The sequence below is a fragment of the Pseudomonas sp. 1152_12 genome (assembly GCF_052850675.1).
In genome coordinates, this window is sequence record NZ_VXCW01000008.1 from 1 (window position 1) to 22,308 (window position 22,308).

At 54.9% G+C, this 22,308-nt stretch carries 20 protein-coding genes and 4 tRNA genes; all 24 read left to right on the forward strand.

What is annotated here, in order from left to right; genetic code table 11:
• The first annotated feature begins 104 nt into the window (after positions 1–104).
• Complete coding sequence (gene birA, locus FW764_RS16075; protein WP_446434755.1) at positions 105–1,064, forward strand: bifunctional biotin--[acetyl-CoA-carboxylase] ligase/biotin operon repressor BirA; 960 nt, start codon at positions 105–107, stop codon at positions 1,062–1,064.
• Positions 1,054–1,803: a pantothenate kinase gene (locus tag FW764_RS16080; protein ID WP_446434756.1), complete on the forward strand. Its 750-nt coding sequence runs from the start codon at positions 1,054–1,056 to the stop codon at positions 1,801–1,803. Before birA ends, FW764_RS16080 begins: the two co-directional genes overlap by 11 nt.
• Positions 1,804–1,810: 7 nt before the next feature.
• The gene (locus FW764_RS16085) at positions 1,811–2,257 is read left to right on the forward strand and encodes a hypothetical protein (RefSeq protein WP_446434757.1); all 447 of its coding nucleotides are present in this window, start codon (positions 1,811–1,813) and stop codon (positions 2,255–2,257) included.
• A 142-nt stretch (positions 2,258–2,399) separates the two neighbouring features.
• A tRNA-Tyr gene (locus FW764_RS16090) sits at positions 2,400–2,484 on the forward strand.
• A gap of 24 nt (positions 2,485–2,508) precedes the next feature.
• Positions 2,509–2,582, forward strand: a tRNA-Gly gene (locus tag FW764_RS16095).
• Positions 2,583–2,608: 26 nt separating this feature from the next.
• Positions 2,609–2,684, forward strand: a tRNA-Thr gene (locus tag FW764_RS16100).
• A 156-nt stretch (positions 2,685–2,840) separates the two neighbouring features.
• Positions 2,841–2,916, forward strand: a tRNA-Trp gene (locus FW764_RS16105).
• Between the two features lie 45 nt (positions 2,917–2,961).
• Positions 2,962–3,330, forward strand: a complete 369-nt coding sequence (gene secE, locus FW764_RS16110; RefSeq protein ID WP_003232399.1) for a preprotein translocase subunit SecE — start codon at positions 2,962–2,964, stop codon at positions 3,328–3,330.
• Between the two features lie 9 nt (positions 3,331–3,339).
• Positions 3,340–3,873: a transcription termination/antitermination protein NusG gene (nusG, locus tag FW764_RS16115; protein ID WP_003176436.1), complete on the forward strand. Its 534-nt coding sequence runs from the start codon at positions 3,340–3,342 to the stop codon at positions 3,871–3,873.
• A gap of 116 nt (positions 3,874–3,989) precedes the next feature.
• Complete coding sequence (gene rplK / locus FW764_RS16120) at positions 3,990–4,421, forward strand: 50S ribosomal protein L11 (protein WP_003176435.1); 432 nt, start codon at positions 3,990–3,992, stop codon at positions 4,419–4,421.
• Positions 4,421–5,116 (forward strand): 50S ribosomal protein L1, encoded by a 696-nt coding sequence (gene rplA / locus FW764_RS16125; RefSeq protein ID WP_003232403.1) that lies wholly within the window; start codon positions 4,421–4,423, stop codon positions 5,114–5,116. The genes rplK and rplA overlap by 1 nt, the downstream gene beginning before the upstream one ends.
• Positions 5,117–5,315: 199 nt before the next feature.
• Positions 5,316–5,816: a 50S ribosomal protein L10 gene (gene rplJ, locus FW764_RS16130; RefSeq protein ID WP_010174464.1), complete on the forward strand. Its 501-nt coding sequence runs from the start codon at positions 5,316–5,318 to the stop codon at positions 5,814–5,816.
• Positions 5,817–5,894: 78 nt separating this feature from the next.
• Entirely contained in the window at positions 5,895–6,260 is a 366-nt protein-coding gene (rplL, locus tag FW764_RS16135) for a 50S ribosomal protein L7/L12 (protein ID WP_083356522.1), read from the forward strand.
• 219 nt (positions 6,261–6,479) lie between these two features.
• Positions 6,480–10,553 carry a DNA-directed RNA polymerase subunit beta gene (gene rpoB / locus FW764_RS16140; protein WP_446434758.1) on the forward strand — a complete coding sequence of 1,358 codons (4,074 nt, stop codon included), beginning with the start codon at positions 6,480–6,482 and terminating at the stop codon, positions 10,551–10,553.
• 64 nt (positions 10,554–10,617) lie between these two features.
• Positions 10,618–14,817 carry a DNA-directed RNA polymerase subunit beta' gene (rpoC, locus tag FW764_RS16145; RefSeq protein WP_446434759.1) on the forward strand — a complete coding sequence of 1,400 codons (4,200 nt, stop codon included), beginning with the start codon at positions 10,618–10,620 and terminating at the stop codon, positions 14,815–14,817.
• A 216-nt stretch (positions 14,818–15,033) separates the two neighbouring features.
• Positions 15,034–15,405, forward strand: a complete 372-nt coding sequence (gene rpsL / locus FW764_RS16150) for a 30S ribosomal protein S12 (RefSeq protein WP_002555494.1) — start codon at positions 15,034–15,036, stop codon at positions 15,403–15,405.
• 118 nt (positions 15,406–15,523) lie between these two features.
• Positions 15,524–15,994 (forward strand): 30S ribosomal protein S7, encoded by a 471-nt coding sequence (gene rpsG, locus FW764_RS16155; RefSeq protein WP_002555493.1) that lies wholly within the window; start codon positions 15,524–15,526, stop codon positions 15,992–15,994.
• 30 nt (positions 15,995–16,024) lie between these two features.
• Complete coding sequence (fusA, locus tag FW764_RS16160) at positions 16,025–18,130, forward strand: elongation factor G (protein ID WP_446434760.1); 2,106 nt, start codon at positions 16,025–16,027, stop codon at positions 18,128–18,130.
• A 30-nt stretch (positions 18,131–18,160) separates the two neighbouring features.
• Positions 18,161–19,354 carry an elongation factor Tu gene (gene tuf, locus FW764_RS16165; RefSeq protein ID WP_003176426.1) on the forward strand — a complete coding sequence of 398 codons (1,194 nt, stop codon included), beginning with the start codon at positions 18,161–18,163 and terminating at the stop codon, positions 19,352–19,354.
• Positions 19,355–19,513: 159 nt separating this feature from the next.
• The gene (rpsJ, locus tag FW764_RS16170) at positions 19,514–19,825 is read left to right on the forward strand and encodes a 30S ribosomal protein S10 (protein WP_003186070.1); all 312 of its coding nucleotides are present in this window, start codon (positions 19,514–19,516) and stop codon (positions 19,823–19,825) included.
• Positions 19,826–19,906: 81 nt separating this feature from the next.
• Complete coding sequence (gene rplC, locus FW764_RS16175; RefSeq protein ID WP_007253310.1) at positions 19,907–20,542, forward strand: 50S ribosomal protein L3; 636 nt, start codon at positions 19,907–19,909, stop codon at positions 20,540–20,542.
• A gap of 12 nt (positions 20,543–20,554) precedes the next feature.
• The gene (gene rplD / locus FW764_RS16180) at positions 20,555–21,157 is read left to right on the forward strand and encodes a 50S ribosomal protein L4 (protein ID WP_017135963.1); all 603 of its coding nucleotides are present in this window, start codon (positions 20,555–20,557) and stop codon (positions 21,155–21,157) included.
• Positions 21,154–21,453: a 50S ribosomal protein L23 gene (rplW, locus tag FW764_RS16185; protein WP_002555488.1), complete on the forward strand. Its 300-nt coding sequence runs from the start codon at positions 21,154–21,156 to the stop codon at positions 21,451–21,453. Before rplD ends, rplW begins: the two co-directional genes overlap by 4 nt.
• Positions 21,454–21,467: 14 nt before the next feature.
• Positions 21,468–22,292, forward strand: a complete 825-nt coding sequence (gene rplB / locus FW764_RS16190; RefSeq protein WP_003176423.1) for a 50S ribosomal protein L2 — start codon at positions 21,468–21,470, stop codon at positions 22,290–22,292.
• Positions 22,293–22,308: the final 16 nt, after the last annotated feature.

The window sequence follows — 22,308 nt, forward strand, 5'->3', positions numbered from 1 at the left end:
GGAATGGGCTCATCTCAGCGGGCATCAATGCTAAACCCTGCCCTTTCTATGCAATGGCCTTATGCATGGCTATCATGCCTGCCTCATTGTGAGGCGATATTTGCATGCTGACGTTGTTAGAACTTCTGAAAGATGGCCGATTCCATTCCGGAGAAGCGCTGGGTGCCGCCTTGGGCGTCAGCCGCAGCGCTATTTGGAAGCAGCTCCAGCATCTCGAAGTAGAGCTGAATCTGCCCATTCACAAAGTCCGTGGTAAGGGGTATCAACTTGCGGCCCCGTTGGTGTTCTTAAATGCAGGGGAGATTGAGGCGAATGCCGCCCCTCTGGCGTGGCCTGTTTACATCTATGACTCTGTTGACTCCACGAATGCTGAGGCTTTGCGTCTGGTCGAGGCAGGCGGCGCTGCGCCGTTTCTGGTGCTTGCGGAGCAGCAAACGGCGGGAAGAGGTAGGCGAGGCCGTAAGTGGGTGAGCCCGTTCGCTCAGAATGTCTATTACAGCCTTGTATTGCGCATCGAGGGTGGGCTGCGACAGTTGGAAGGCCTTAGTCTCGTCGTCGGGTTGGCAGTCATGCAGGCTCTGCGTGAATTGGGTGTGCAGGGGGCGGCCTTGAAGTGGCCTAATGACGTCTTGGTTGGGCACAAGAAAATTGCCGGAATCTTGCTTGAGTTGGTTGGCGATCCTGCGGACATCTGCCACGTTGTTCTCGGCATAGGAGTTAACGTCAATATGCAGCAAGCGGCTGAGGTTGATCAGCAGTGGACCTCGGTGCAATTGGAGGCTGGTTCTCCCGTCGACCGCAATTACTTGGTTGCACAGCTAAGTCTGCAGCTGCAAAGTCACCTTGAGCGTCATAATGCCTTTGGTTTTGGCGAGCTCCAGGAAGAGTGGGAGCGGAATCATTTATGGCAGGGCAGGGCCGTCTCCCTCATTGCGGGCGTCAACCAGATTGACGGGGTTGTGCTGGGGGTCGACCACCGGGGCGCGCTACGCCTGAGCGTCGACGGTGTCGAGCAAATATATAGCGGTGGTGAGTTAAGCCTGAGGCTGCGTGATGATTCTTGAGCTCGACTGTGGAAATAGCTTTATCAAATGGCGTGTGCTCGATCCACAGGTGGCTGGCACCTCTGTGGAGGGTGTTGTCGATTCGGATCTGGCGTTGATTGAGAGTCTGATAGCGGTTCCAGGGTTGTTGTTGACGCGTTGCCGTCTAGTGAGTGTACGTGCTTCGGAGGAGACCGCTAAGCTGGTTGCTGCACTGCAAGAAGCCTTTGGTGTCACCGTCTCCTGTGCTACTTCAGCGCGAGAAATGGCAGGGGTGCGCAATGGCTATGAAGAGTTCGAGCGCCTTGGACTTGATCGTTGGTTAGCTATGTTGGGTGGATTCAAGTTGGCATCAGGTGCTTGTCTGGTGCTCGATTTTGGTACAGCGGCGACAGCGGACTTTATTGCTGCTGATGGCAAGCATCTCGGCGGCTTTATATGTCCAGGCATGCCCTTAATGCGCAGCCAGTTGCGAACGCACACCCGCAAGATTCGCTACGACGACGCTGCGGCCGAGCAGGCCATGGCGCGCCTCTCGCCGGGCCGGACAACCGTTGAGGCTGTCGAGCGAGGCTGTACGTTGATGCTCAGAGGGTTTGTATTGACTCAGTTGGAGCTGGCTCGCGGCTATTGGGGTGATGACTTCACTGTTTTCCTGACCGGGGGGGATGCTGACCTGGTCGCGGATGCTGTGCCGCAGGCACGCTTTATTCCTGATCTGGTCTTTGTCGGTCTGGCGATGGCGTGCCCTTTGTCCTGAGGTATTTATGCGTTGGCTATTTTTGCTTTTGCTCGTTCTTAATGCCTTCTATTACATATGGCATCAACAAGAAGCGCCTCTACGTGCCAAGGATGTCACGCCCCTGAGTCTCTACCGAGGCTCTCAGCAGGGCATTCGCTTGTTGAGTGAGTCCTCTGATTCGGTGGTCCGTCGTGGCCGAGCGAAAGCCCCTGATTCACAAAATACTTGCTTATACATAGGCGGTTTCGCTGATCAGCGGCAGGCGCAGTCCCTTGAGCAGCGCCTGATGAGTCTGGATATAAAGGCTAAGGTGCAACTGCTGAATGAGCCTGACGTTTCCGGCTACTGGCTCCGTGTGGCTCCTGAAAGCAGGCGCCTGGCCGATGATCTGCCCTTTGAATACCTTGCTAAGGAATTCAATGAGTTAAAACATAAAATAATGTTGTGCGAAGGCGTTGCAACTGTCGAATAGTTTGCATAGAATGGCGCCCGCTTCGCAGTGAAGACCTTTACGGTCTACAGCGTGAAGCGAAGGTCAACGCAGCTAACCTCATATTTTTAATGAGAAAATGCTTGACAGAAGGTCGGCGTGATGTAGAATGCCGGCTCGCTTAGGAGGGGTTCCCGAGCGGCCAAAGGGATCAGACTGTAAATCTGACGTCTACGACTTCGAAGGTTCGAATCCTTCCCCCTCCACCATTTTTAGCGTGAGCTGCAAGCTCCGCGGGTATAGTTTAGTGGTAGAACCTCAGCCTTCCAAGCTGATGATGCGGGTTCGATTCCCGCTACCCGCTCCAAGTTTGCAGGTTGTGCACGGTGTTTTGCTCTTGTAGCTCAGTTGGTAGAGCACACCCTTGGTAAGGGTGAGGTCAGCGGTTCAAATCCGCTCAAGAGCTCCATATAACAAGGCAGATATGAAAATATCTGCCTTTGTTTTAACGGCTGCCTCGGCTTGATTATGTCTGGCTTTATCATCAGGTGATTTCAAGTCTGTTGGGGTTGGTTGTTGTAATGTCTTTTTCAGGTCTGCATAATGGTCGGCCTGATTTTGTTTTAGGTCAGTAGCTCAATTGGCAGAGCGACGGTCTCCAAAACCGTAGGTTGGGGGTTCGATTCCCTCCTGACCTGCCAGATTCACGTGGTGTATCTGGCTTTCTTTTCACAGGATCTTCATAGATGACTCCTAAGGCTGAAGCTCAAAGCTCTCGTTTCGATCTCGTCAAGTGGCTGGTCGTAGTCGCGTTGGTGGTCGTAGGCGTTGTCGGCAATCAGTATTATTCTGCTTCGCCGATCCTGTACCGTGTCCTCGCTTTGCTGGCCCTTGCTGCTGTAGCTGCCTTTGTAGGCCTGCAGACTGCCAAAGGCAAGTCTTTCGCGGTCCTGGTAAAGGAAGCTCGCACCGAAATCCGTAAAGTCGTTTGGCCGACTCGCCAAGAAACCACGCAGACCACGTTGATCGTTGTGGCTGTTGTTCTGGTTATGGCGTTGCTGTTGTGGGGGCTTGATTCCCTGCTCGGCTGGCTTGTTTCCTTGATTGTTGGCTAAGGGTGTCCCGTGGCTAAGCGTTGGTACGTTGTGCATGCTTACTCGGGTTACGAGAAGCATGTTATGCGCTCTTTGCTGGAGCGCGTAAAGCTGGCAGGCATGGAAGATGGCTTCGGCGAAATTCTGGTTCCCACTGAAGAAGTGGTTGAAATGCGGAATGGTCAGAAGCGCAAGAGCGAACGCAAGTTCTTCCCTGGCTACGTGCTGGTTCAGATGGACATGAATGAAGGTACTTGGCACTTAGTCAAGGATACCCCTCGTGTCATGGGCTTCATTGGCGGTACTGCCGATAAGCCTGCTCCTATCACCGATAAAGAGGCGGAAGCGATTCTGCGTCGTGTTGCTGATGGTAGCGACAAGCCTAAGCCGAAGACGTTGTTCGAGCCGGGTGAGGTTGTTCGTGTCACAGATGGTCCGTTTGCTGATTTCAACGGCACCGTCGAAGAAGTTAACTACGAAAAGAGCCGGATCCAAGTGGCAGTGCTCATTTTCGGTCGCTCTACTCCGGTAGAGTTGGAGTTCAGCCAGGTCGAGAAGGTCTAGCTGAGCAAGCATCCCAACCCCGCAGCCTAGGCTGTGGGGTTTTTTCGTCACTGGGATAAACGCGCAAGTAGCCGGGGAGCCTTTCGAGGCGTTCGAACCCGTAATTGGAGTGCCTCATGGCCAAGAAGATTACCGCTTACATCAAGCTGCAAGTGAAGGCCGCTCAGGCCAACCCAAGTCCACCTGTCGGCCCGGCTCTGGGTCAGCACGGCGTGAACATCATGGAATTCTGCAAGGCCTTCAACGCCCGTACTCAGGGTCTTGAGCCAGGTCTGCCGACTCCAGTGATCATCACTGTATACAGCGACCGTAGCTTCACTTTCGAAACCAAGTCGACCCCGGCTTCGGTTTTGCTGAAGAAGGCTGCAGGTCTGACTAGCGGTTCCGCTCGTCCTAACACCGTTAAGGTTGGCACCGTGACTCGTGCTCAGCTGGAAGAAATCGCGAAAACCAAAAACGCGGATCTGACTGCAGCTGATATGGATGCAGCCGTGCGTACCATCGCCGGTTCTGCTCGTAGCATGGGCCTTAACGTGGAGGGTGTGTAATGGCTAAGCTGACCAAGCGTCAAAAGGCTATCGCCGGCAAAATCGAAGCAGGCAAGGCCTACAATTTTGTAGACGCTGCTGCCCTGCTGACCGAGCTGTCGACTGTCAAGTTCAGCGAGTCCGTTGACGTTGCTGTAAATCTGGGTGTTGATCCGCGTAAATCTGACCAGGTCGTTCGTAGCGCTACTGTGCTGCCACACGGTACTGGCAAGACTGTACGTGTTGCTGTCTTCACCCAAGGCCCGGCAGCTGAAGCTGCTCTGGCCGCTGGCGCTGACCGCGTTGGCATGGACGACCTGGCTGCCGAAATGAAAGGCGGCGACCTGAACTATGACGTAGTTATTGCTTCCCCGGATGCAATGCGCGTTGTAGGTCAGTTGGGTCAGATCCTCGGTCCACGTGGTCTGATGCCTAACCCTAAAGTCGGCACCGTAACGCCAGACGTAGCTACCGCGGTTAAAAACGCCAAGGCTGGTCAGGTTCGTTATCGCACCGACAAAAACGGCATCATTCACACCTCCGTTGGCAAAGTCGGCTTCGACGCAGTCAAGCTGAAGGAAAACGTTGAAGCCCTGATCGCTGATCTGAAGCGTATCAAGCCAGCTTCCTCGAAAGGTATCTACGTCAAGCGCGTTACCCTGAGCACCACTATGGGCCCAGGTCTGGTCATCGACCAAGGCTCGCTGGACGTATAAGACATAAGTTGGCGCAAGCGATTGCGGCAACTGAAAAAATTGGGGTCCCTGCCTGGCGGGGGCTATCCAAGACCGTAGGCGGCGCAAGTCTTAAACCACAAGCCTACGCAGATGGTGCTCCCGGTTCCTTACCGAATCAGACACCAAAACGACATCCGGCTTCGGCCAGATGAAACGGTAACAAGCAGGAGTTAAACCCGTGGCAATTAATCTCGAAGACAAGAAGGCCATCGTCGCTGAAGTCAACGAGGCTGCCAAAGCTGCTCTGTCCGCTGTCGTGGCTGATGCCCGTGGTGTGACAGTAGGCGCTATGACCGGACTCCGTAAAGAGGCTCGTGAAGCTGGCGTATACGTACGTGTAGTACGTAACACCCTGCTCAAGCGCGCTGTTGCTGACACTGAATACAGTGTCCTCAACGACGTGTTCACCGGCCCGACTCTGATCGCGTTCTCCAAAGAACATCCAGGCGCTGCTGCCCGTTTGTTCAAAGAATTCGCCAAGAGTCAGGATAAGTTCGAGATCAAGGCAGCTGCGTTCGAGGGCAAGTTCCTCGCAGCTAACCAAATCGACGTACTGGCAACACTGCCGACCCGTAACGAAGCTATTTCTCAGCTGATGAGCGTGATTCAAGGCGCTACCAGCAAGTTGGCTCGTACTCTGGCTGCAGTTCGCGAGCAAAAAGAAGCTGCCGCAGCCTAAGGCTGAGCATCTCCTTTCGCGTATTTTTGTTTATTTCGATGGCCGCGTAGGCCGTCCCCCAATTCAGGAAATACAGTAATGTCTATCTCCCAAGAAGATATCCTCAACGCCGTAGCTGAAATGTCGGTTCTGCAGGTTGTTGAGCTGATCAAAGCTTTCGAAGAAAAATTCGGCGTTTCCGCTGCCGCTGCTTCCGCTGGCCCAGCTGTTGCTGCTGTTGCTGCTGAAGAGCAAACCGAATTCAACGTCATGCTGCTGGAAGCTGGCGAGAAGAAAGTGAACGTGATCAAGGCAGTACGTGAACTGACCGGTCTGGGCCTGAAAGAAGCCAAGGCAGTAGTTGACGGCGCTCCTGCCCAGGTTCTGGAAGCAGTGTCGAAAGACGCCGCTGACAAAGCCAAAGCTACTCTGGAAGAAGCAGGCGCTAAAGTCGAGCTGAAGTAAGCATCGACCTTGCGTCTCCAGCCCAAGCGTTAAGCTGAAGGCTGATGGCTGGTGGCTCTTGCCACCGGCCTTTTTCCGTTCTTGGCTGTCGACTCGGTCGCCGCCATTAACGCGCTGTAGCCACCCGATGCGGTGGTGCAAACCATGGGGTTTGCAAGATTTTCTGGCTGCTCCCGTCGGGAGGGCCAAACAAGCAGGTGACCAAGCTGGGGAACGCTGATGGCTTACTCATATACTGAGAAAAAACGTATCCGCAAGGACTTTAGCAAGTTGCCGGACGTCATGGATGTCCCGTACCTTCTGGCTATCCAGCTGGATTCGTATCGTGAATTCTTGCAGGCGGGAGCGACCAAAGATCAGTTCCGCGACGTGGGCCTGCATGCGGCCTTCAAATCCGTTTTCCCGATCATCAGCTACTCCGGCAATGCTGCGCTGGAGTACGTGGGTTATCGCCTGGGCGAACCGGCATTTGATGTCAAAGAATGCGTGTTGCGCGGTGTTACGTACGCCGTACCTTTGCGGGTAAAAGTCCGTCTGATCATTTTCGACAAAGAATCGTCGAACAAAGCGATCAAGGACATCAAAGAGCAAGAAGTCTACATGGGCGAAATCCCACTGATGACTGAAAACGGTACCTTCGTTATCAACGGTACCGAACGCGTTATCGTTTCCCAGCTGCACCGTTCCCCGGGCGTGTTCTTCGATCACGACCGCGGTAAGACGCACAGCTCCGGTAAGCTCCTGTACTCCGCGCGGATCATTCCGTACCGCGGCTCGTGGTTGGACTTCGAGTTCGACCCGAAAGACTGCGTGTTCGTGCGTATCGACCGTCGTCGCAAGCTGCCGGCCTCGGTACTGCTGCGCGCGCTCGGCTATACCACCGAGCAAGTGCTGGATGCTTTCTACACCACCAACGTATTCAGCCTGAAGGATGAAACCCTCAGCCTGGAACTGATTGCTTCGCGTCTGCGTGGTGAAATTGCCGTCCTGGACATCCAGGATGAAAATGGCAAGGTCATCGTTGAAGCTGGCCGCCGTATTACTGCGCGCCACATCAACCAGATCGAAAAAGCCGGTATCAAGTCGCTGGACGTGCCCCTGGACTACGTTCTGGGCCGCACTACCGCCAAGGTCATCGTTCATCCGGCTACAGGCGAAATCCTGGCCGAGTGCAACACCGAGCTGAACACCGAGATCCTGGCAAAAATCGCCAAGGCTCAGGTTGTTCGCATCGAGACCCTGTACACCAACGACATCGACTGCGGTCCGTTCATCTCCGACACACTGAAGATCGACTCCACCAGCAACCAATTGGAAGCGCTGGTCGAAATCTATCGCATGATGCGTCCTGGTGAGCCACCAACCAAAGATGCTGCCGAGACCCTGTTCAACAACCTGTTCTTCAGCCCTGAGCGTTATGACCTGTCTGCGGTCGGTCGGATGAAGTTCAACCGTCGTATCGGTCGTACCGAGATCGAAGGTTCGGGCGTGCTGTGCAAGGAAGACATCGTCGCGGTACTGAAGACCCTGGTCGACATCCGTAACGGTAAAGGCATCGTCGATGACATCGATCACCTGGGTAACCGTCGTGTTCGCTGCGTAGGCGAAATGGCCGAAAACCAGTTCCGCGTTGGCCTGGTGCGTGTTGAGCGTGCGGTCAAAGAGCGTCTGTCGATGGCTGAAAGCGAAGGCCTGATGCCGCAGGATCTGATCAACGCCAAGCCAGTGGCTGCGGCGGTGAAAGAGTTCTTCGGTTCCAGCCAGCTCTCGCAGTTCATGGACCAGAACAACCCGCTCTCCGAGATCACCCACAAGCGCCGTGTTTCCGCACTGGGCCCGGGCGGTCTGACCCGTGAGCGTGCTGGCTTTGAAGTTCGTGACGTTCACCCGACTCACTACGGTCGTGTATGCCCGATTGAAACGCCGGAAGGTCCGAACATCGGTCTGATCAACTCCCTGGCCGCCTATGCGCGCACCAACCAGTACGGCTTCCTTGAGAGCCCGTACCGTGTGGTGAAAGACGCTTTGGTCACCGACGAGATCGTGTTCCTGTCCGCCATCGAAGAAGCTGATCACGTGATCGCTCAGGCTTCGGCCACGATGAACGACAAGAAAATGCTGATCGACGAGTTGGTAGCTGTTCGTCACTTGAACGAGTTCACCGTCAAGGCGCCGGAAGACGTCACCTTGATGGACGTATCGCCGAAGCAGGTAGTTTCGGTTGCAGCGTCGCTGATCCCGTTCCTGGAACACGATGACGCCAACCGTGCGTTGATGGGTTCCAACATGCAGCGTCAAGCTGTACCCACCCTGCGTGCTGACAAGCCGCTGGTAGGTACCGGCATGGAGCGTAACGTAGCCCGTGACTCCGGCGTTTGCGTCGTGGCTCGTCGTGGTGGTGTGATCGACTCTGTTGATGCCAGCCGTATCGTGGTTCGTGTTGCCGATGACGAAGTTGAAACTGGCGAAGCCGGTGTCGACATCTACAACCTGACCAAATACACCCGCTCCAACCAGAACACCTGCATCAACCAGCGTCCGCTGGTGCGCAAAGGTGATCGAGTGCAGCGCAGCGACATCATGGCTGATGGCCCGTCCACTGACATGGGTGAGCTGGCGCTGGGTCAGAACATGCGCATCGCGTTCATGGCCTGGAACGGTTACAACTTCGAAGACTCCATCTGTCTGTCGGAACGAGTTGTTCAAGAAGACCGCTTCACCACGATCCACATCCAGGAACTGACCTGTGTGGCGCGTGACACCAAGCTTGGGCCAGAGGAAATCACTGCAGACATCCCGAACGTGGGTGAAGCTGCACTGAACAAACTGGACGAAGCCGGTATCGTTTACGTAGGTGCTGAAGTTGGCGCAGGCGACATCCTGGTGGGTAAGGTCACTCCGAAAGGCGAGACCCAACTGACTCCGGAAGAGAAGCTGTTGCGTGCCATCTTCGGTGAAAAAGCCAGCGACGTTAAAGACACTTCCCTGCGCGTACCTACCGGTACCAAGGGTACTGTCATCGACGTACAGGTCTTCACCCGTGACGGCGTTGAGCGTGATGCTCGCGCACTGTCGATCGAGAAGACTCAACTCGACGAGATCCGCAAGGACCTGAACGAAGAGTTCCGTATCGTTGAAGGCGCGACCTTCGAACGTCTGCGTTCCGCTCTGGTAGGCCACAAGGCTGAAGGCGGCGCAGGTCTGAAGAAAGGTCAGGACATCACCGACGAGATCCTCGACGGTCTTGAGCACGGCCAGTGGTTCAAACTGCGCATGGCTGAAGATGCTCTGAATGAGCAGCTCGAGAAGGCCCAGGCCTACATCGTTGATCGTCGCCGTCTGCTGGACGACAAGTTCGAAGACAAGAAGCGCAAACTGCAGCAGGGCGATGACCTGGCTCCAGGCGTGCTGAAAATCGTCAAGGTTTACCTGGCAATCCGTCGCCGCATCCAGCCGGGCGACAAGATGGCCGGTCGTCACGGTAACAAAGGTGTGGTCTCCGTGATCATGCCGGTTGAAGACATGCCGCACGATGCCAATGGCACCCCGGTCGACGTTGTCCTCAACCCGTTGGGCGTACCTTCGCGTATGAACGTTGGTCAGATCCTTGAAACCCACCTGGGCCTTGCGGCCAAAGGTCTGGGCGAGAAGATCAACCGTATGATCGAAGAGCAGCGCAAGGTCGCAGACCTGCGTAAGTTCCTGCACGAGATCTACAACGAGATCGGCGGTCGCAACGAAGAGCTGGACACCTTCTCCGACCAGGAAATCCTGGATCTGGCGAAGAACCTGCGCGGCGGCGTTCCAATGGCTACCCCGGTGTTCGACGGTGCCAAGGAAAGTGAAATCAAGGCCATGCTGAAACTGGCAGACCTGCCAGAAAGCGGCCAGATGCAACTGTTCGACGGCCGTACCGGCAACAAGTTTGAGCGCCCGGTTACTGTTGGCTACATGTACATGCTGAAGCTGAACCACTTGGTAGACGACAAGATGCACGCTCGTTCTACCGGTTCGTACAGCCTGGTTACCCAGCAGCCGCTGGGTGGTAAGGCTCAGTTCGGTGGTCAGCGTTTCGGGGAGATGGAGGTCTGGGCACTGGAAGCATACGGTGCTGCTTACACTCTGCAAGAAATGCTCACAGTGAAGTCGGACGATGTGAACGGTCGGACCAAGATGTACAAAAACATCGTGGACGGCGATCACCGTATGGAGCCGGGCATGCCCGAGTCCTTCAACGTGTTGATCAAAGAAATTCGTTCCCTCGGCATCGATATCGATCTGGAAACCGAATAACACGTGACGCGAATCGAGAGCGGGGCTGTTTAGCCCGCTCTCTGCTCCGCCAGGAGGAAAGGCCTTGAAAGACCTACTGAATTTGCTGAAAAACCAGGGTCAAGTCGAAGAGTTCGACGCCATCCGTATTGGACTGGCATCGCCTGAGATGATCCGTTCGTGGTCGTTCGGTGAAGTAAAAAAGCCGGAAACCATCAACTACCGTACGTTCAAACCTGAGCGTGACGGCCTGTTCTGCGCCAAGATCTTTGGCCCGGTTAAGGATTACGAGTGCCTGTGCGGTAAGTACAAGCGCTTGAAGCACCGTGGTGTGATCTGCGAGAAGTGCGGCGTTGAAGTTGCACTGGCTAAAGTTCGTCGTGAGCGCATGGCCCACATCGAGCTGGCTTCGCCGGTTGCCCACATCTGGTTCCTGAAATCGCTGCCGTCCCGTATCGGCTTGCTGATGGACATGACCCTGCGTGATATCGAACGCGTTCTCTACTTCGAGAGCTATGTCGTTATCGATCCAGGCATGACCACCCTTGAGAAAGGTCAACTGCTGAACGACGAGCAGTACTTCGAAGCGCTGGAAGAGTTCGGCGACGATTTCGATGCCCGCATGGGTGCCGAAGCTGTCCGTGAACTGCTGCACGCTATCGACCTGGAGCACGAGATTGGCCGTCTGCGTGAAGAAATTCCGCAAACCAACTCCGAAACCAAGATCAAGAAGCTGTCCAAGCGTCTGAAGTTGATGGAAGCCTTCCAGGGTTCCGGCAACTTGCCAGAGTGGATGGTGCTGACCGTTCTGCCGGTTCTGCCGCCAGACCTGCGTCCGCTGGTACCGTTGGATGGCGGTCGTTTCGCGACTTCCGACCTCAACGACCTGTACCGTCGCGTGATCAACCGTAACAACCGCTTGAAGCGTTTGCTCGATCTGTCCGCTCCGGACATCATCGTGCGCAACGAAAAGCGTATGTTGCAAGAAGCTGTCGATGCGTTGCTCGACAACGGTCGTCGTGGCCGCGCTATCACCGGTTCGAACAAGCGTCCTCTGAAATCCTTGGCTGACATGATCAAGGGTAAGCAAGGTCGTTTCCGTCAGAACTTGCTCGGTAAGCGTGTTGACTACTCCGGTCGTTCGGTAATTACCGTAGGCCCGACCTTGCGTCTGCACCAGTGCGGTCTGCCTAAGAAGATGGCGCTTGAGCTGTTCAAGCCGTTCATCTTCGGCAAGCTGGAAATGCGCGGTCTCGCGACCACCATCAAAGCGGCCAAGAAAATGGTCGAGCGCGAACTGCCAGAGGTTTGGGACGTTCTCGCTGAAGTGATTCGCGAACACCCGGTTCTCCTCAACCGTGCACCGACCCTTCACCGTCTGGGCATCCAGGCGTTTGAACCGGTACTGATCGAAGGTAAGGCTATCCAGCTGCACCCTCTGGTCTGTGCTGCGTACAACGCCGACTTCGACGGCGACCAAATGGCCGTGCACGTACCGCTGACACTGGAAGCCCAGTTGGAAGCGCGTGCGTTGATGATGTCGACCAACAACATTCTGTCGCCAGCCAACGGTGAGCCAATCATCGTTCCGTCGCAGGACGTTGTATTGGGTCTGTACTACATGACCCGTGAAGCGATCAACGCCAAGGGCGAAGGTCGTGTGTTCGCTGACCTGCAAGAAGTTGACCGTGTGTTCCGTGCCGGCGAAGCCGCACTGCATGCCAAGGTCAAAGTGCGGATCAACGAAACCGTCAACGACCGTGACGGCGGCAGCGTGACCGGTACTCGTATCGTCGACACCACTGTCGGCCGTGCGCTGCTGTATCAAGTTGTGCCAAAAGGTCTGTCGTACGATGTCGTCAACCTGCCGATGAAGAAAAAGGCGATCTCCAAGCTGATCAACCAGTGCTACCGCGTGGTTGGTTTGAAAGAGACCGTGATCTTCGCCGACCAGTTGATGTACACCGGTTTTGCTTACTCGACCATTTCCGGCGTTTCCATCGGTGTTAACGACTTCGTTATCCCGGATGAAAAAGCCCAGATCATCGGTGCTGCTACCGATGAAGTGAAAGAAATCGAGAGCCAGTACGCCTCTGGCCTGGTAACCCAGGGCGAGAAGTACAACAAAGTGATCGACCTTTGGTCCAAGGCCAACGACGAAGTGTCGAAGGCGATGATGGCTAACCTCTCGAAAGAGAAGGTTATCGACCGTCACGGCGTAGAAGTCGATCAAGAGTCGTTCAACTCGATGTACATGATGGCCGACTCGGGCGCACGGGGTTCTGCTGCGCAGATCCGTCAGCTCGCCGGTATGCGTGGCCTGATGGCCAAGCCGGATGGTTCCATCATCGAAACGCCGATTACTGCGAACTTCCGTGAAGGTTTGAGCGTACTTCAGTACTTCATCTCCACTCACGGTGCTCGTAAGGGTCTTGCGGATACCGCGTTGAAAACCGCTAACTCCGGTTACCTGACTCGTCGTCTGGTAGACGTTGCGCAAGACTTGGTTGTGACTGAAGTCGACTGCGGCACCGAACACGGTCTGCTGATGACTCCGCACATCGAAGGCGGCGACGTTGTAGAGCCACTGGGTGAACGCGTACTGGGTCGAGTAATCGCCCGCGACGTATTCAAACCAGGTACTGAGGAAATTATCGTTCCTGCCGGCACGCTGGTAGACGAGAAGTGGGTCGAGTTCATCGAACTCAACAGCATCGACGAAGTGATTGTTCGCTCGCCGATCAGCTGCGAAACCCGCTATGGCATTTGCGCCAAGTGCTACGGCCGTGACTTGGCTCGTGGTCACCAGGTGAACATCGGTGAAGCGGTTGGCGTTATCGCTGCCCAGTCCATCGGTGAGCCGGGTACCCAGCTGACCATGCGTACGTTCCACATTGGTGGTGCGGCAAGCCGGACCTCCGCAGCTGACAGTGTTCAGGTGAAGAATGGTGGTACCGTCCGTCTGCACAACCTGAAACACGTTGAGCGAGTGGATGGTTGCCTGGTTGCTGTGTCCCGTTCCGGTGAGCTGGCAATCGCTGATGACTACGGTCGTGAGCGCGAGCGTTACAAGCTGCCGTACGGTGCCGTGATTTCGGTTAAAGAAGGTGACAAGGTCGACGCTGGCGCAATCGTGGCCAAGTGGGATCCGCACACTCACCCAATCGTTACCGAAATGAAAGGTACCGTGACCTACGTGGGCATGGAAGAAGGCATCACGATCAAGCGTCAGACTGACGAATTGACCGGTATGACCAACATTGAAGTACTCGACGCGAAAGATCGTCCAGCTGCCGGTAAAGACATCCGTCCTGCCGTGAAGATGGTCGATGACAACGGCAAGGACTTGTTGCTGCCAGGTACTGACGTAATCGCTCAGTACTTCCTGCCAGCCAACGCCCTGGTCGGTGTAGCGGATGGTGCGAAGATCGCGATCGGTGATGTTATCGCTCGTATCCCGCAAGAAACTTCGAAGACCCGTGACATCACCGGTGGTCTGCCGCGTGTTGCCGACTTGTTCGAAGCTCGTCGTCCGAAAGAGGCGTCGATTCTGGCTGAAGTCAGCGGCACCATCGCGTTCGGTAAAGAAACCAAAGGCAAGCGCCGTCTGGTCATTACCCCGAACGACGGTAGCGATCCGTACGAAGAGCTGATTCCGAAGTGGCGTCACCTGAACGTCTTCGAAGGCGAACAGGTAAATCGCGGCGAAGTTATCTCTGACGGTCCGAGCGATCCACACGACATCCTGCGTCTGCTGGGTGTGAGTGCGCTGGCCAAGTACATCGTCAACGAGATCCAGGACGTTTACCGTCTGCAAGGCGTGAAGATCAACGACAAGCACATCGAGACCATCCTGCGTCAGATGCTGCGTAAAGTTGAAATCGCTGAATCCGGCGATTCCAGTTTCATCAAGGGCGACCAGATGGAACTGACTCACGTATTGGTAGAAAACGAACGTCTGGGCGCGGATGACAAATTTGTCTCCAAGTTCACTCGTGTGTTGCTGGGTATCACCAAGGCGTCGTTGTCCACTGAGTCGTTCATCTCGGCGGCCTCTTTCCAAGAGACCACTCGTGTACTGACCGAAGCAGCGGTAACCGGCAAGCGCGATTACCTGCGCGGCCTGAAAGAGAACGTGGTCGTGGGTCGTCTGATCCCGGCTGGTACCGGTTTGGCTTACCACAGCGAGCGTAAGCGCCGCCGTGATGCTGACAAGCCGCTGCGCGTAAGCGCCAGTGAAGTGGAAGCTGCGCTGACCGAAGCGCTGAACTCAAGCGGTAACTGAGTTCTGCGATAGATAAGTCTGGGCCCTGGCAGCCCCATTCGTCGGATCGAGGCAGTTTTGCCCCGGTTCGATGAGAGGGGAGGTCGGGGCCTTGCCTTGACTGGGGGCAAGATCCTCTTTAGACTCTTGTACCCCTAAATTTGGCGGGAATTCGTTCCTGCCATTTTGCTTTTCTTGCAAGACAATAGCGTCGCAAGACAACAGTGGAGCTAGTAGATGGCAACTATCAACCAGCTGGTACGTCAGCCGCGTAAGCGTATCGTCGAGAAATCCGACGTACCTGCGCTGCAGAACTGCCCGCAACGTCGTGGCGTATGCACTCGCGTGTATACCACTACGCCGAAAAAACCTAACTCGGCACTGCGTAAAGTATGCCGTGTGCGTCTGACCAACGGTTTCGAGGTTTCCTCGTACATCGGCGGTGAAGGCCACAACCTGCAAGAACACAGCGTGGTACTGATCCGCGGCGGTCGTGTAAAAGACTTGCCAGGTGTTCGTTACCACACCGTACGCGGCTCCTTGGATACTTCCGGCGTTAAAGGTCGTAACCAGGGTCGTTCGAAGTACGGTACCAAGAAGCCTAAGTAGTAGCGGCTTTTTGTAAAACTGAATCATCTTATTTTCTGAGTCGATAAGAGTAAGGTCGGAGGCGTCCCGAAAGGGCACTGATTCCGAGCGAACCTGAAGACCGTTTGAGGGCTTATCCATGCCAAGAAGACGCGTAGCAGCCAAGCGCGAAGTGCTTGACGATCCAAAATACGGAAGCCAAATTCTGGCCAAGTTCATGAACCACGTGATGGAAAGCGGCAAGAAAGCCGTTGCCGAGCGTATCGTTTATGGCGCGCTGGAAAAGGTTAAAGAACGCAAGAACAGCGACCCCCTGGAAATCTTCGAGAAAGCTCTCGACGCCATCGCTCCGCTGGTCGAAGTGAAGTCGCGCCGTGTAGGCGGTGCTACTTACCAGGTTCCGGTTGAAGTTCGTCCGTCCCGTCGTAACGCTCTGGCAATGCGCTGGTTGGTAGACTTCGCCCGTAAGCGCGGCGAGAAGTCTATGGCCCTGCGTTTGGCTGGCGAACTGTTGGACGCTGCTGAAGGTAAAGGTGCTGCTGTTAAGAAGCGTGAAGACGTGCACCGTATGGCTGAAGCTAACAAAGCTTTCTCGCACTACCGCTTCTAATCTTAGCTTCACTAATTTTGCGAGGGCTTTATGGCTCGTACTACTCCGATTAGCCGCTACCGTAACATCGGTATTGTTGCTCACGTGGATGCTGGTAAAACCACCACCACCGAGCGCGTACTGTTTTACACCGGCAAAAGTCACAAGATGGGCGAGGTGCATGACGGCGCCGCGACCACAGACTGGATGGTTCAGGAGCAGGAGCGTGGTATTACCATTACTTCTGCTGCTATCACCGCCTTCTGGAAGGGTTCCGAGAAGCAGTACAAAGATGAACACCGCTTCAACGTAATCGATACTCCGGGCCACGTAGACTTCACCATTGAAGTTGAGCGTTCCCTGCGCGTACTCGACGGCGCTGTCGTTGTGTTCTGCGGTACCTCGGGTGTTGAGCCTCAGTCGGAAACCGTATGGCGTCAGGCCAACAAATACGGCGTTCCACGTCTTGTTTACGTAAACAAGATGGACCGTGCTGGTGCGAACTTCCTGCGCGTGATCGGTCAGATCAAGCAGCGCCTGGGTCACACTCCGGTGCCAATCCAGTTGGCTATCGGTTCCGAAGACAACTTCCAGGGTCAGATCGATCTGTTGACCATGGAAGCTGTTTACTGGAACGATGCTGATAAGGGTATGGTTCCTGTTCGTAAGCCTATCCCTGCTGAGTTGCAGGAACTGGCTGACGAATGGCGCAACAACATGGTTGAAGCTGCGGCCGAAGCCAACGAAGAGCTGATGAACAAGTACCTCGAAGGTGAAGAACTCACCAACGTGGAAATCAAGGCTGCTCTGCGTCAGCGTACTATCGCTGGTGAGATCGTCTTGGCTGTTTGCGGTTCGTCGTTCAAGAACAAGGGTGTTCCCCTGGTTCTCGATGCTGTGATCGACTACCTGCCTGCGCCAATTGATATTCCTGCCATCAAGGGTACTGACCCGGATGACGAGAGTATCGAGTTGGAGCGTCATGCAGACGACGCAGAACCGTTCTCCGCTCTGGCATTTAAAATTGCCACTGACCCATTCGTGGGTACCTTGACCTTCGTCCGCGTTTACTCGGGCGTGTTGAACTCCGGCGACGGCGTGATCAACTCGGTTAAGGGTAAGAAAGAGCGCGTGGGCCGTATGGTGCAAATGCACGCAAACGCCCGCGAAGAGATCAAGGAAGTACGCGCTGGTGACATCGCGGCCTTGATCGGCATGAAGGACGTCACCACCGGTGAGACTTTGTGCAACGCTGACAAGCCAATCATCCTGGTTCGCATGGACTTCCCGGAGCCGGTTATTTCGGTTGCCGTAGAGCCTAAGACCAAGGATGACCAGGAAAAAATGGGTATCGCTCTGGGCAAGCTTGCTCAGGAAGATCCATCTTTCCGCGTAAAAACTGATGAAGAGACGGGTCAAACGATCATCTCTGGTATGGGCGAGCTGCACCTGGACATCCTGGTTGACCGGATGCGCCGTGAGTTCAACGTCGAAGCCAACATCGGTAAGCCTCAGGTTTCCTATCGTGAGCGCATCACGAAAAACTGTGAAATCGAAGGCAAGTTCGTTCGTCAGTCCGGCGGTCGTGGTCAGTTCGGTCACTGCTGGATCCGTTTTGCTCCTGCTGACGAAGGTCAGGAAGGTCTGCAATTCGTGAACGAAGTAGTGGGTGGTGTTGTTCCTAAGGAATACATCCCTGCTATCCAGAAGGGTATCGAAGAGCAGATGAAGAACGGTGTTGTTGCCGGCTATCCGCTGATCGGCCTGAAAGCAACCGTTTTTGACGGTTCTTACCACGACGTCGACTCCAACGAGATGGCGTTTAAGGTGGCTGCTTCCATGGCAACCAAGCAACTGGCCCAAAAGGGCGGTGGTGAGTTGCTTGAGCCAATCATGGCGGTAGAAGTTGTTACACCTGAAGACTATATGGGTGATGTCATGGGCGACCTTAACCGTCGTCGCGGCATGATCTTGGGCATGGAAGACACGGTTTCCGGCAAAGTGATTCGCGCCGAGGTTCCGTTGGGTGAGATGTTCGGTTATGCGACCGACGTTCGCTCCATGTCTCAGGGTCGCGCAAGCTACTCTATGGAATTCAAAAAATACAACACAGCTCCGGCGCACATCGCTGAAACTGTATCCAAAAAACAAGGCTGATTCAGTCCTTTAGGCAAGGAGTTAATTGTCGTGGCTAAAGAAAAATTTGATCGTTCCCTACCGCACGTCAACGTTGGCACCATCGGTCACGTTGACCACGGTAAAACCACTCTGACTGCTGCTCTGACTCGCGTTTGCTCCGAAGTATTCGGTTCGGCAATCGTTGATTTCGATAAAATCGACAGCGCACCAGAAGAGAAAGCTCGTGGTATCACCATCAACACCGCGCACGTTGAATACAACTCGCTGATCCGTCACTACGCTCACGTTGACTGCCCAGGTCACGCTGACTATGTGAAGAACATGATCACCGGTGCTGCCCAGATGGACGGCGCAATCCTGGTTTGCTCGGCCGCTGATGGTCCGATGCCGCAAACCCGTGAGCACATCCTGCTGTCCCGTCAGGTAGGCGTTCCGTACATCGTGGTTTACCTGAACAAGGCTGACCTGGTAGACGACGCTGAGCTGCTGGAACTGGTTGAGATGGAAGTGCGCGATCTGCTGAGCACTTACGACTTCCCAGGCGACGACACTCCGATCATCATCGGTTCTGCTCGTATGGCTCTGGAAGGCAAAGACGACAACGAAATGGGCACCACGTCCGTTCGTAAACTGGTTGAAACTCTGGACAGCTACATCCCAGATCCAGTTCGTGTTATCGACAAGCCGTTCCTGATGCCAATCGAAGACGTGTTCTCGATCTCCGGTCGCGGTACTGTTGTGACTGGTCGTATCGAGCGCGGTATCGTTAAGGTTCAAGATCCACTGGAAATCGTTGGTCTGCGTGACACTACCGTCACCACCTGCACCGGTGTTGAAATGTTCCGTAAGCTGCTCGACGAAGGTCGTGCTGGCGAGAACTGCGGCGTTCTGCTGCGTGGTACCAAGCGTGACGACGTTGAGCGTGGCCAGGTTCTGGTTAAGCCAGGTTCGGTTAAGCCGCACACCAAGTTCGAAGCTGAAGTATACGTACTGAGCAAAGAAGAAGGCGGTCGTCACACTCCGTTCTTCAAAGGCTACCGTCCACAGTTCTACTTCCGTACTACTGACGTGACTGGTAACTGCGAGCTGCCGGAAGGCGTAGAAATGGTTATGCCAGGCGACAACATCAAAATGGTTGTTACCCTGATCAAAACCATCGCAATGGAAGACGGTCTGCGTTTCGCTATTCGCGAAGGCGGCCGTACCGTTGGTGCTGGCGTTGTAGCTAAAATCATCGAGTAATTATCTCTTTTGAGATTGCCTTGATGTTTTGAAAAGGCCCCCGCTCAGCGGGGGCCTTTTTTATTGGGTTGACACCTATCTGGGCCGTCTATAGAATTGCGCCTCCTTTTAACGGGCGTATTGCGCTCGCTGGGAATAGCAGCCGGAGTCTGAAATCCAATGCAAAATCAGCAAATCCGTATCAGGTTGAAGGCTTTTGACCATCGCCTGATCGACCAATCCACCCAGGAAATCGTGGAAACCGCGAAACGTACTGGTGCTCAAGTGCGTGGTCCAATTCCACTGCCTACCCGTAAAGAGCGGTTCACCGTTCTGGTCTCCCCGCACGTCAACAAAGACGCGCGTGACCAGTACGAGATCCGTACTCATAAGCGTGTACTGGACATCGTCCAGCCAACGGATAAAACCGTTGATGCGCTTATGAAGCTTGATCTGGCGGCCGGTGTGGAAGTACAGATCAGCCTCGGCTAAGACTTGGGTCTTAGTCGTGTAACGCTCTGAAATGGGCGGCCATAGCGGGTGAAAGCCCCGTACACTCATGAGGTTTACAACATGACTATTGGTGTAGTCGGTCGTAAATGCGGTATGACCCGTATTTTCACCGAAGAAGGTGTCTCCATTCCGGTCACGGTCATTGAGATCGAGCCGAATCGCGTCACCCAGTTCAAAACTGAAGAAACCGATGGCTATCGTGCAGTGCAAGTCACTGTCGGCGAGCGTCGTGCTTCGCGCGTGACTGCTGCTCAGGCAGGTCACTTCGCTAAAGCAAACGTTGCAGCTGGTCGCACTGTTATGGAGTTCCGTCTTGAAGAGGGTGACTACCAGGCTGGCGATCTGATCAACGCTGAAATCTTCGCTGCTGGTCAGCTGGTTGATGTAACCGGTCAGTCCAAAGGTAAAGGCTTCCAGGGTACGATCAAGCGTTGGAATTTCCGTGGCCAAGACAACACTCACGGTAACTCCGTCTCCCACCGCGTCCCGGGCTCTATTGGCCAGTGCCAGACTCCTGGTCGTGTATTCAAGGGCAAAAAAATGTCCGGTCATATGGGCGCTGAGCGCGTGACCGTGCAGTCCCTCGAAGTAGTGCGCGTCGACGCTGAACGCAATCTGTTGTTGGTCAAGGGTGCTGTTCCTGGCGCTACTGGCGGCAACCTGGTTGTACGTCCAGCGGCCAAGGCTCGCGGTTAAGGGGAAGCTGACATGCAATTAAATGTAAATGACGCTCAAGCGATCGAAGTTTCCGAACTGACATTTGGCGGCGAATTCAACGAGACGCTGGTTCACCAAGCAGTCGTGGCCTACATGGCTGGCGGCCGTCAAGGTAGCAAGCAGCAAAAGACCCGTTCCGACGTTCGTGGTGGCGGTAAGCGCCCATGGCGTCAGAAAGGCACTGGCCGTGCTCGTGCCGGTACTATCCGTAGCCCAATCTGGCGCGGCGGTGGTACCACTTTCGCAGCTCGTCCACAGGATCACACTCAGAAGCTCAACAAGAAGATGTATCGCGCAGCTCTGCGCTCCATCCTTGCTGAACTCGTGCGTACTGATCGTCTGGTCGTGGTTCAGGACTTCGCTGTTGAAAGTCCAAAAACCAAAGATCTGCTGGGCAAACTGAACAACATGAGCCTGACCGATGTTTTGATCGTGTCTGAAGCTGTTGATCAGAACCTGTACCTGGCTGCTCGCAACCTGCCACACGTTGATGTACGTGATGTGCAAGGTTCCGATCCAGTTAGTCTGATCGCATACGACAAGGTGTTGATCACCGTGTCGGCCGTGAAGAAATTCGAGGAGCTGCTGGGATGAACCAGGAACGCGTATTTAAAGTTCTGCTTGGCCCGCACGTTTCCGAAAAGGCTACGGTTCTGGCTGACAAGAAAGGCCAGTTCGTTTTCAAGGTTGCAACTGACGCAACCAAGCTGGAAATCAAGAAGGCCGTCGAAAGCCTGTTCAGCGTGAAAGTAGAGCGTGTTACTACCCTGAATGTTCTGGGTAAGAGCAAGCGCACTGCTCGCGGTCTGGGCAAGCGTAATGACTGGAAGAAGGCAGTTATCTCCCTTCAGCCAGGCCAAGATCTCGATTTCAGCAGCAGTGCTGAGTAAGGAAGGGGTGCATCATGGCAATCGTTAAATGCAAACCGACTTCCCCTGGCCGCCGTTTTGTGGTCAAGGTGGTCAACCAGGAGCTGCATAAAGGCGCTCCTCACGCACCGCTGCTCGAGAAAAAATCGAAGACTGGTGGTCGTAACAACAATGGTCGTATTACCACTCGTCACATCGGTGGTGGCCATAAGCAGCATTATCGTCTGGTCGACTTCCGTCGCAACGACAAAGATGGCATCTCTGCCACTGTCGAGCGTATCGAATACGATCCAAACCGTACTGCTCACATCGCTCTGCTGTTGTACGCAGATGGCGAGCGTCGCTACATCATCGCGCCTAAGGGCGTGAGTGCTGGCGACCAGCTGATCGCAGGTGCTCTGGCGCCGATCAAGCCGGGTAACGCTCTGCAGCTGCGTAACATTCCAGTTGGTAGCACCGTACACGGCATCGAATTGAAGCCAGGTAAAGGCGCGCAAATCGCTCGTTCCGCTGGTGCTTCGGCTCAGCTGATCGCTCGTGAAGGTGTCTACGTGACCCTGCGTCTGCGTTCTGGTGAGATGCGTAAAGTGCTGGCTGAATGCCGCGCGACCCTGGGTGAAGTCTCGAACTCCGAGCACAGCCTGCGTTCGCTGGGTAAAGCTGGTGCCAAACGCTGGCGTGGCGTTCGCCCAACCGTTCGTGGTGTTGCCATGAACCCGGTTGACCACCCACACGGTGGTGGTGAAGGTCGTACCTCTGGTGGTCGTCATCCGGTATCGCCATGGGGCTTCCCGACTAAGGGCGCGAAGACTCGTGGTAATAAGCGTACCGACAAAATGATCGTCCGTCGTCGCAAGTAAATAGAGGGATACGACA

What these genes read in the sequence shown, in the direction of transcription:
- rplD (WP_017135963.1), top strand. Translation starts at nt 20,555, where the DNA reads ATGCAATTAAATGTAAATGACGCTCAAGCGATCGAAGTTTCCGAACTG.
- rpoB (WP_446434758.1), top strand. Translation starts at nt 6,480, where the DNA reads ATGGCTTACTCATATACTGAGAAAAAACGTATCCGCAAGGACTTTAGC.
- FW764_RS16085 (WP_446434757.1), top strand. Translation starts at nt 1,811, where the DNA reads ATGCGTTGGCTATTTTTGCTTTTGCTCGTTCTTAATGCCTTCTATTAC.
- rpsJ (WP_003186070.1), top strand. Translation starts at nt 19,514, where the DNA reads ATGCAAAATCAGCAAATCCGTATCAGGTTGAAGGCTTTTGACCATCGC.
- rplL (WP_083356522.1), top strand. Translation starts at nt 5,895, where the DNA reads ATGTCTATCTCCCAAGAAGATATCCTCAACGCCGTAGCTGAAATGTCG.
- rplK (WP_003176435.1), top strand. Translation starts at nt 3,990, where the DNA reads ATGGCCAAGAAGATTACCGCTTACATCAAGCTGCAAGTGAAGGCCGCT.
- fusA (WP_446434760.1), top strand. Translation starts at nt 16,025, where the DNA reads ATGGCTCGTACTACTCCGATTAGCCGCTACCGTAACATCGGTATTGTT.
- FW764_RS16080 (WP_446434756.1), top strand. Translation starts at nt 1,054, where the DNA reads ATGATTCTTGAGCTCGACTGTGGAAATAGCTTTATCAAATGGCGTGTG.
- secE (WP_003232399.1), top strand. Translation starts at nt 2,962, where the DNA reads ATGACTCCTAAGGCTGAAGCTCAAAGCTCTCGTTTCGATCTCGTCAAG.
- rpsL (WP_002555494.1), top strand. Translation starts at nt 15,034, where the DNA reads ATGGCAACTATCAACCAGCTGGTACGTCAGCCGCGTAAGCGTATCGTC.
- rplB (WP_003176423.1), top strand. Translation starts at nt 21,468, where the DNA reads ATGGCAATCGTTAAATGCAAACCGACTTCCCCTGGCCGCCGTTTTGTG.
- rplC (WP_007253310.1), top strand. Translation starts at nt 19,907, where the DNA reads ATGACTATTGGTGTAGTCGGTCGTAAATGCGGTATGACCCGTATTTTC.
- rplA (WP_003232403.1), top strand. Translation starts at nt 4,421, where the DNA reads ATGGCTAAGCTGACCAAGCGTCAAAAGGCTATCGCCGGCAAAATCGAA.
- rplW (WP_002555488.1), top strand. Translation starts at nt 21,154, where the DNA reads ATGAACCAGGAACGCGTATTTAAAGTTCTGCTTGGCCCGCACGTTTCC.
- rpsG (WP_002555493.1), top strand. Translation starts at nt 15,524, where the DNA reads ATGCCAAGAAGACGCGTAGCAGCCAAGCGCGAAGTGCTTGACGATCCA.
- birA (WP_446434755.1), top strand. Translation starts at nt 105, where the DNA reads ATGCTGACGTTGTTAGAACTTCTGAAAGATGGCCGATTCCATTCCGGA.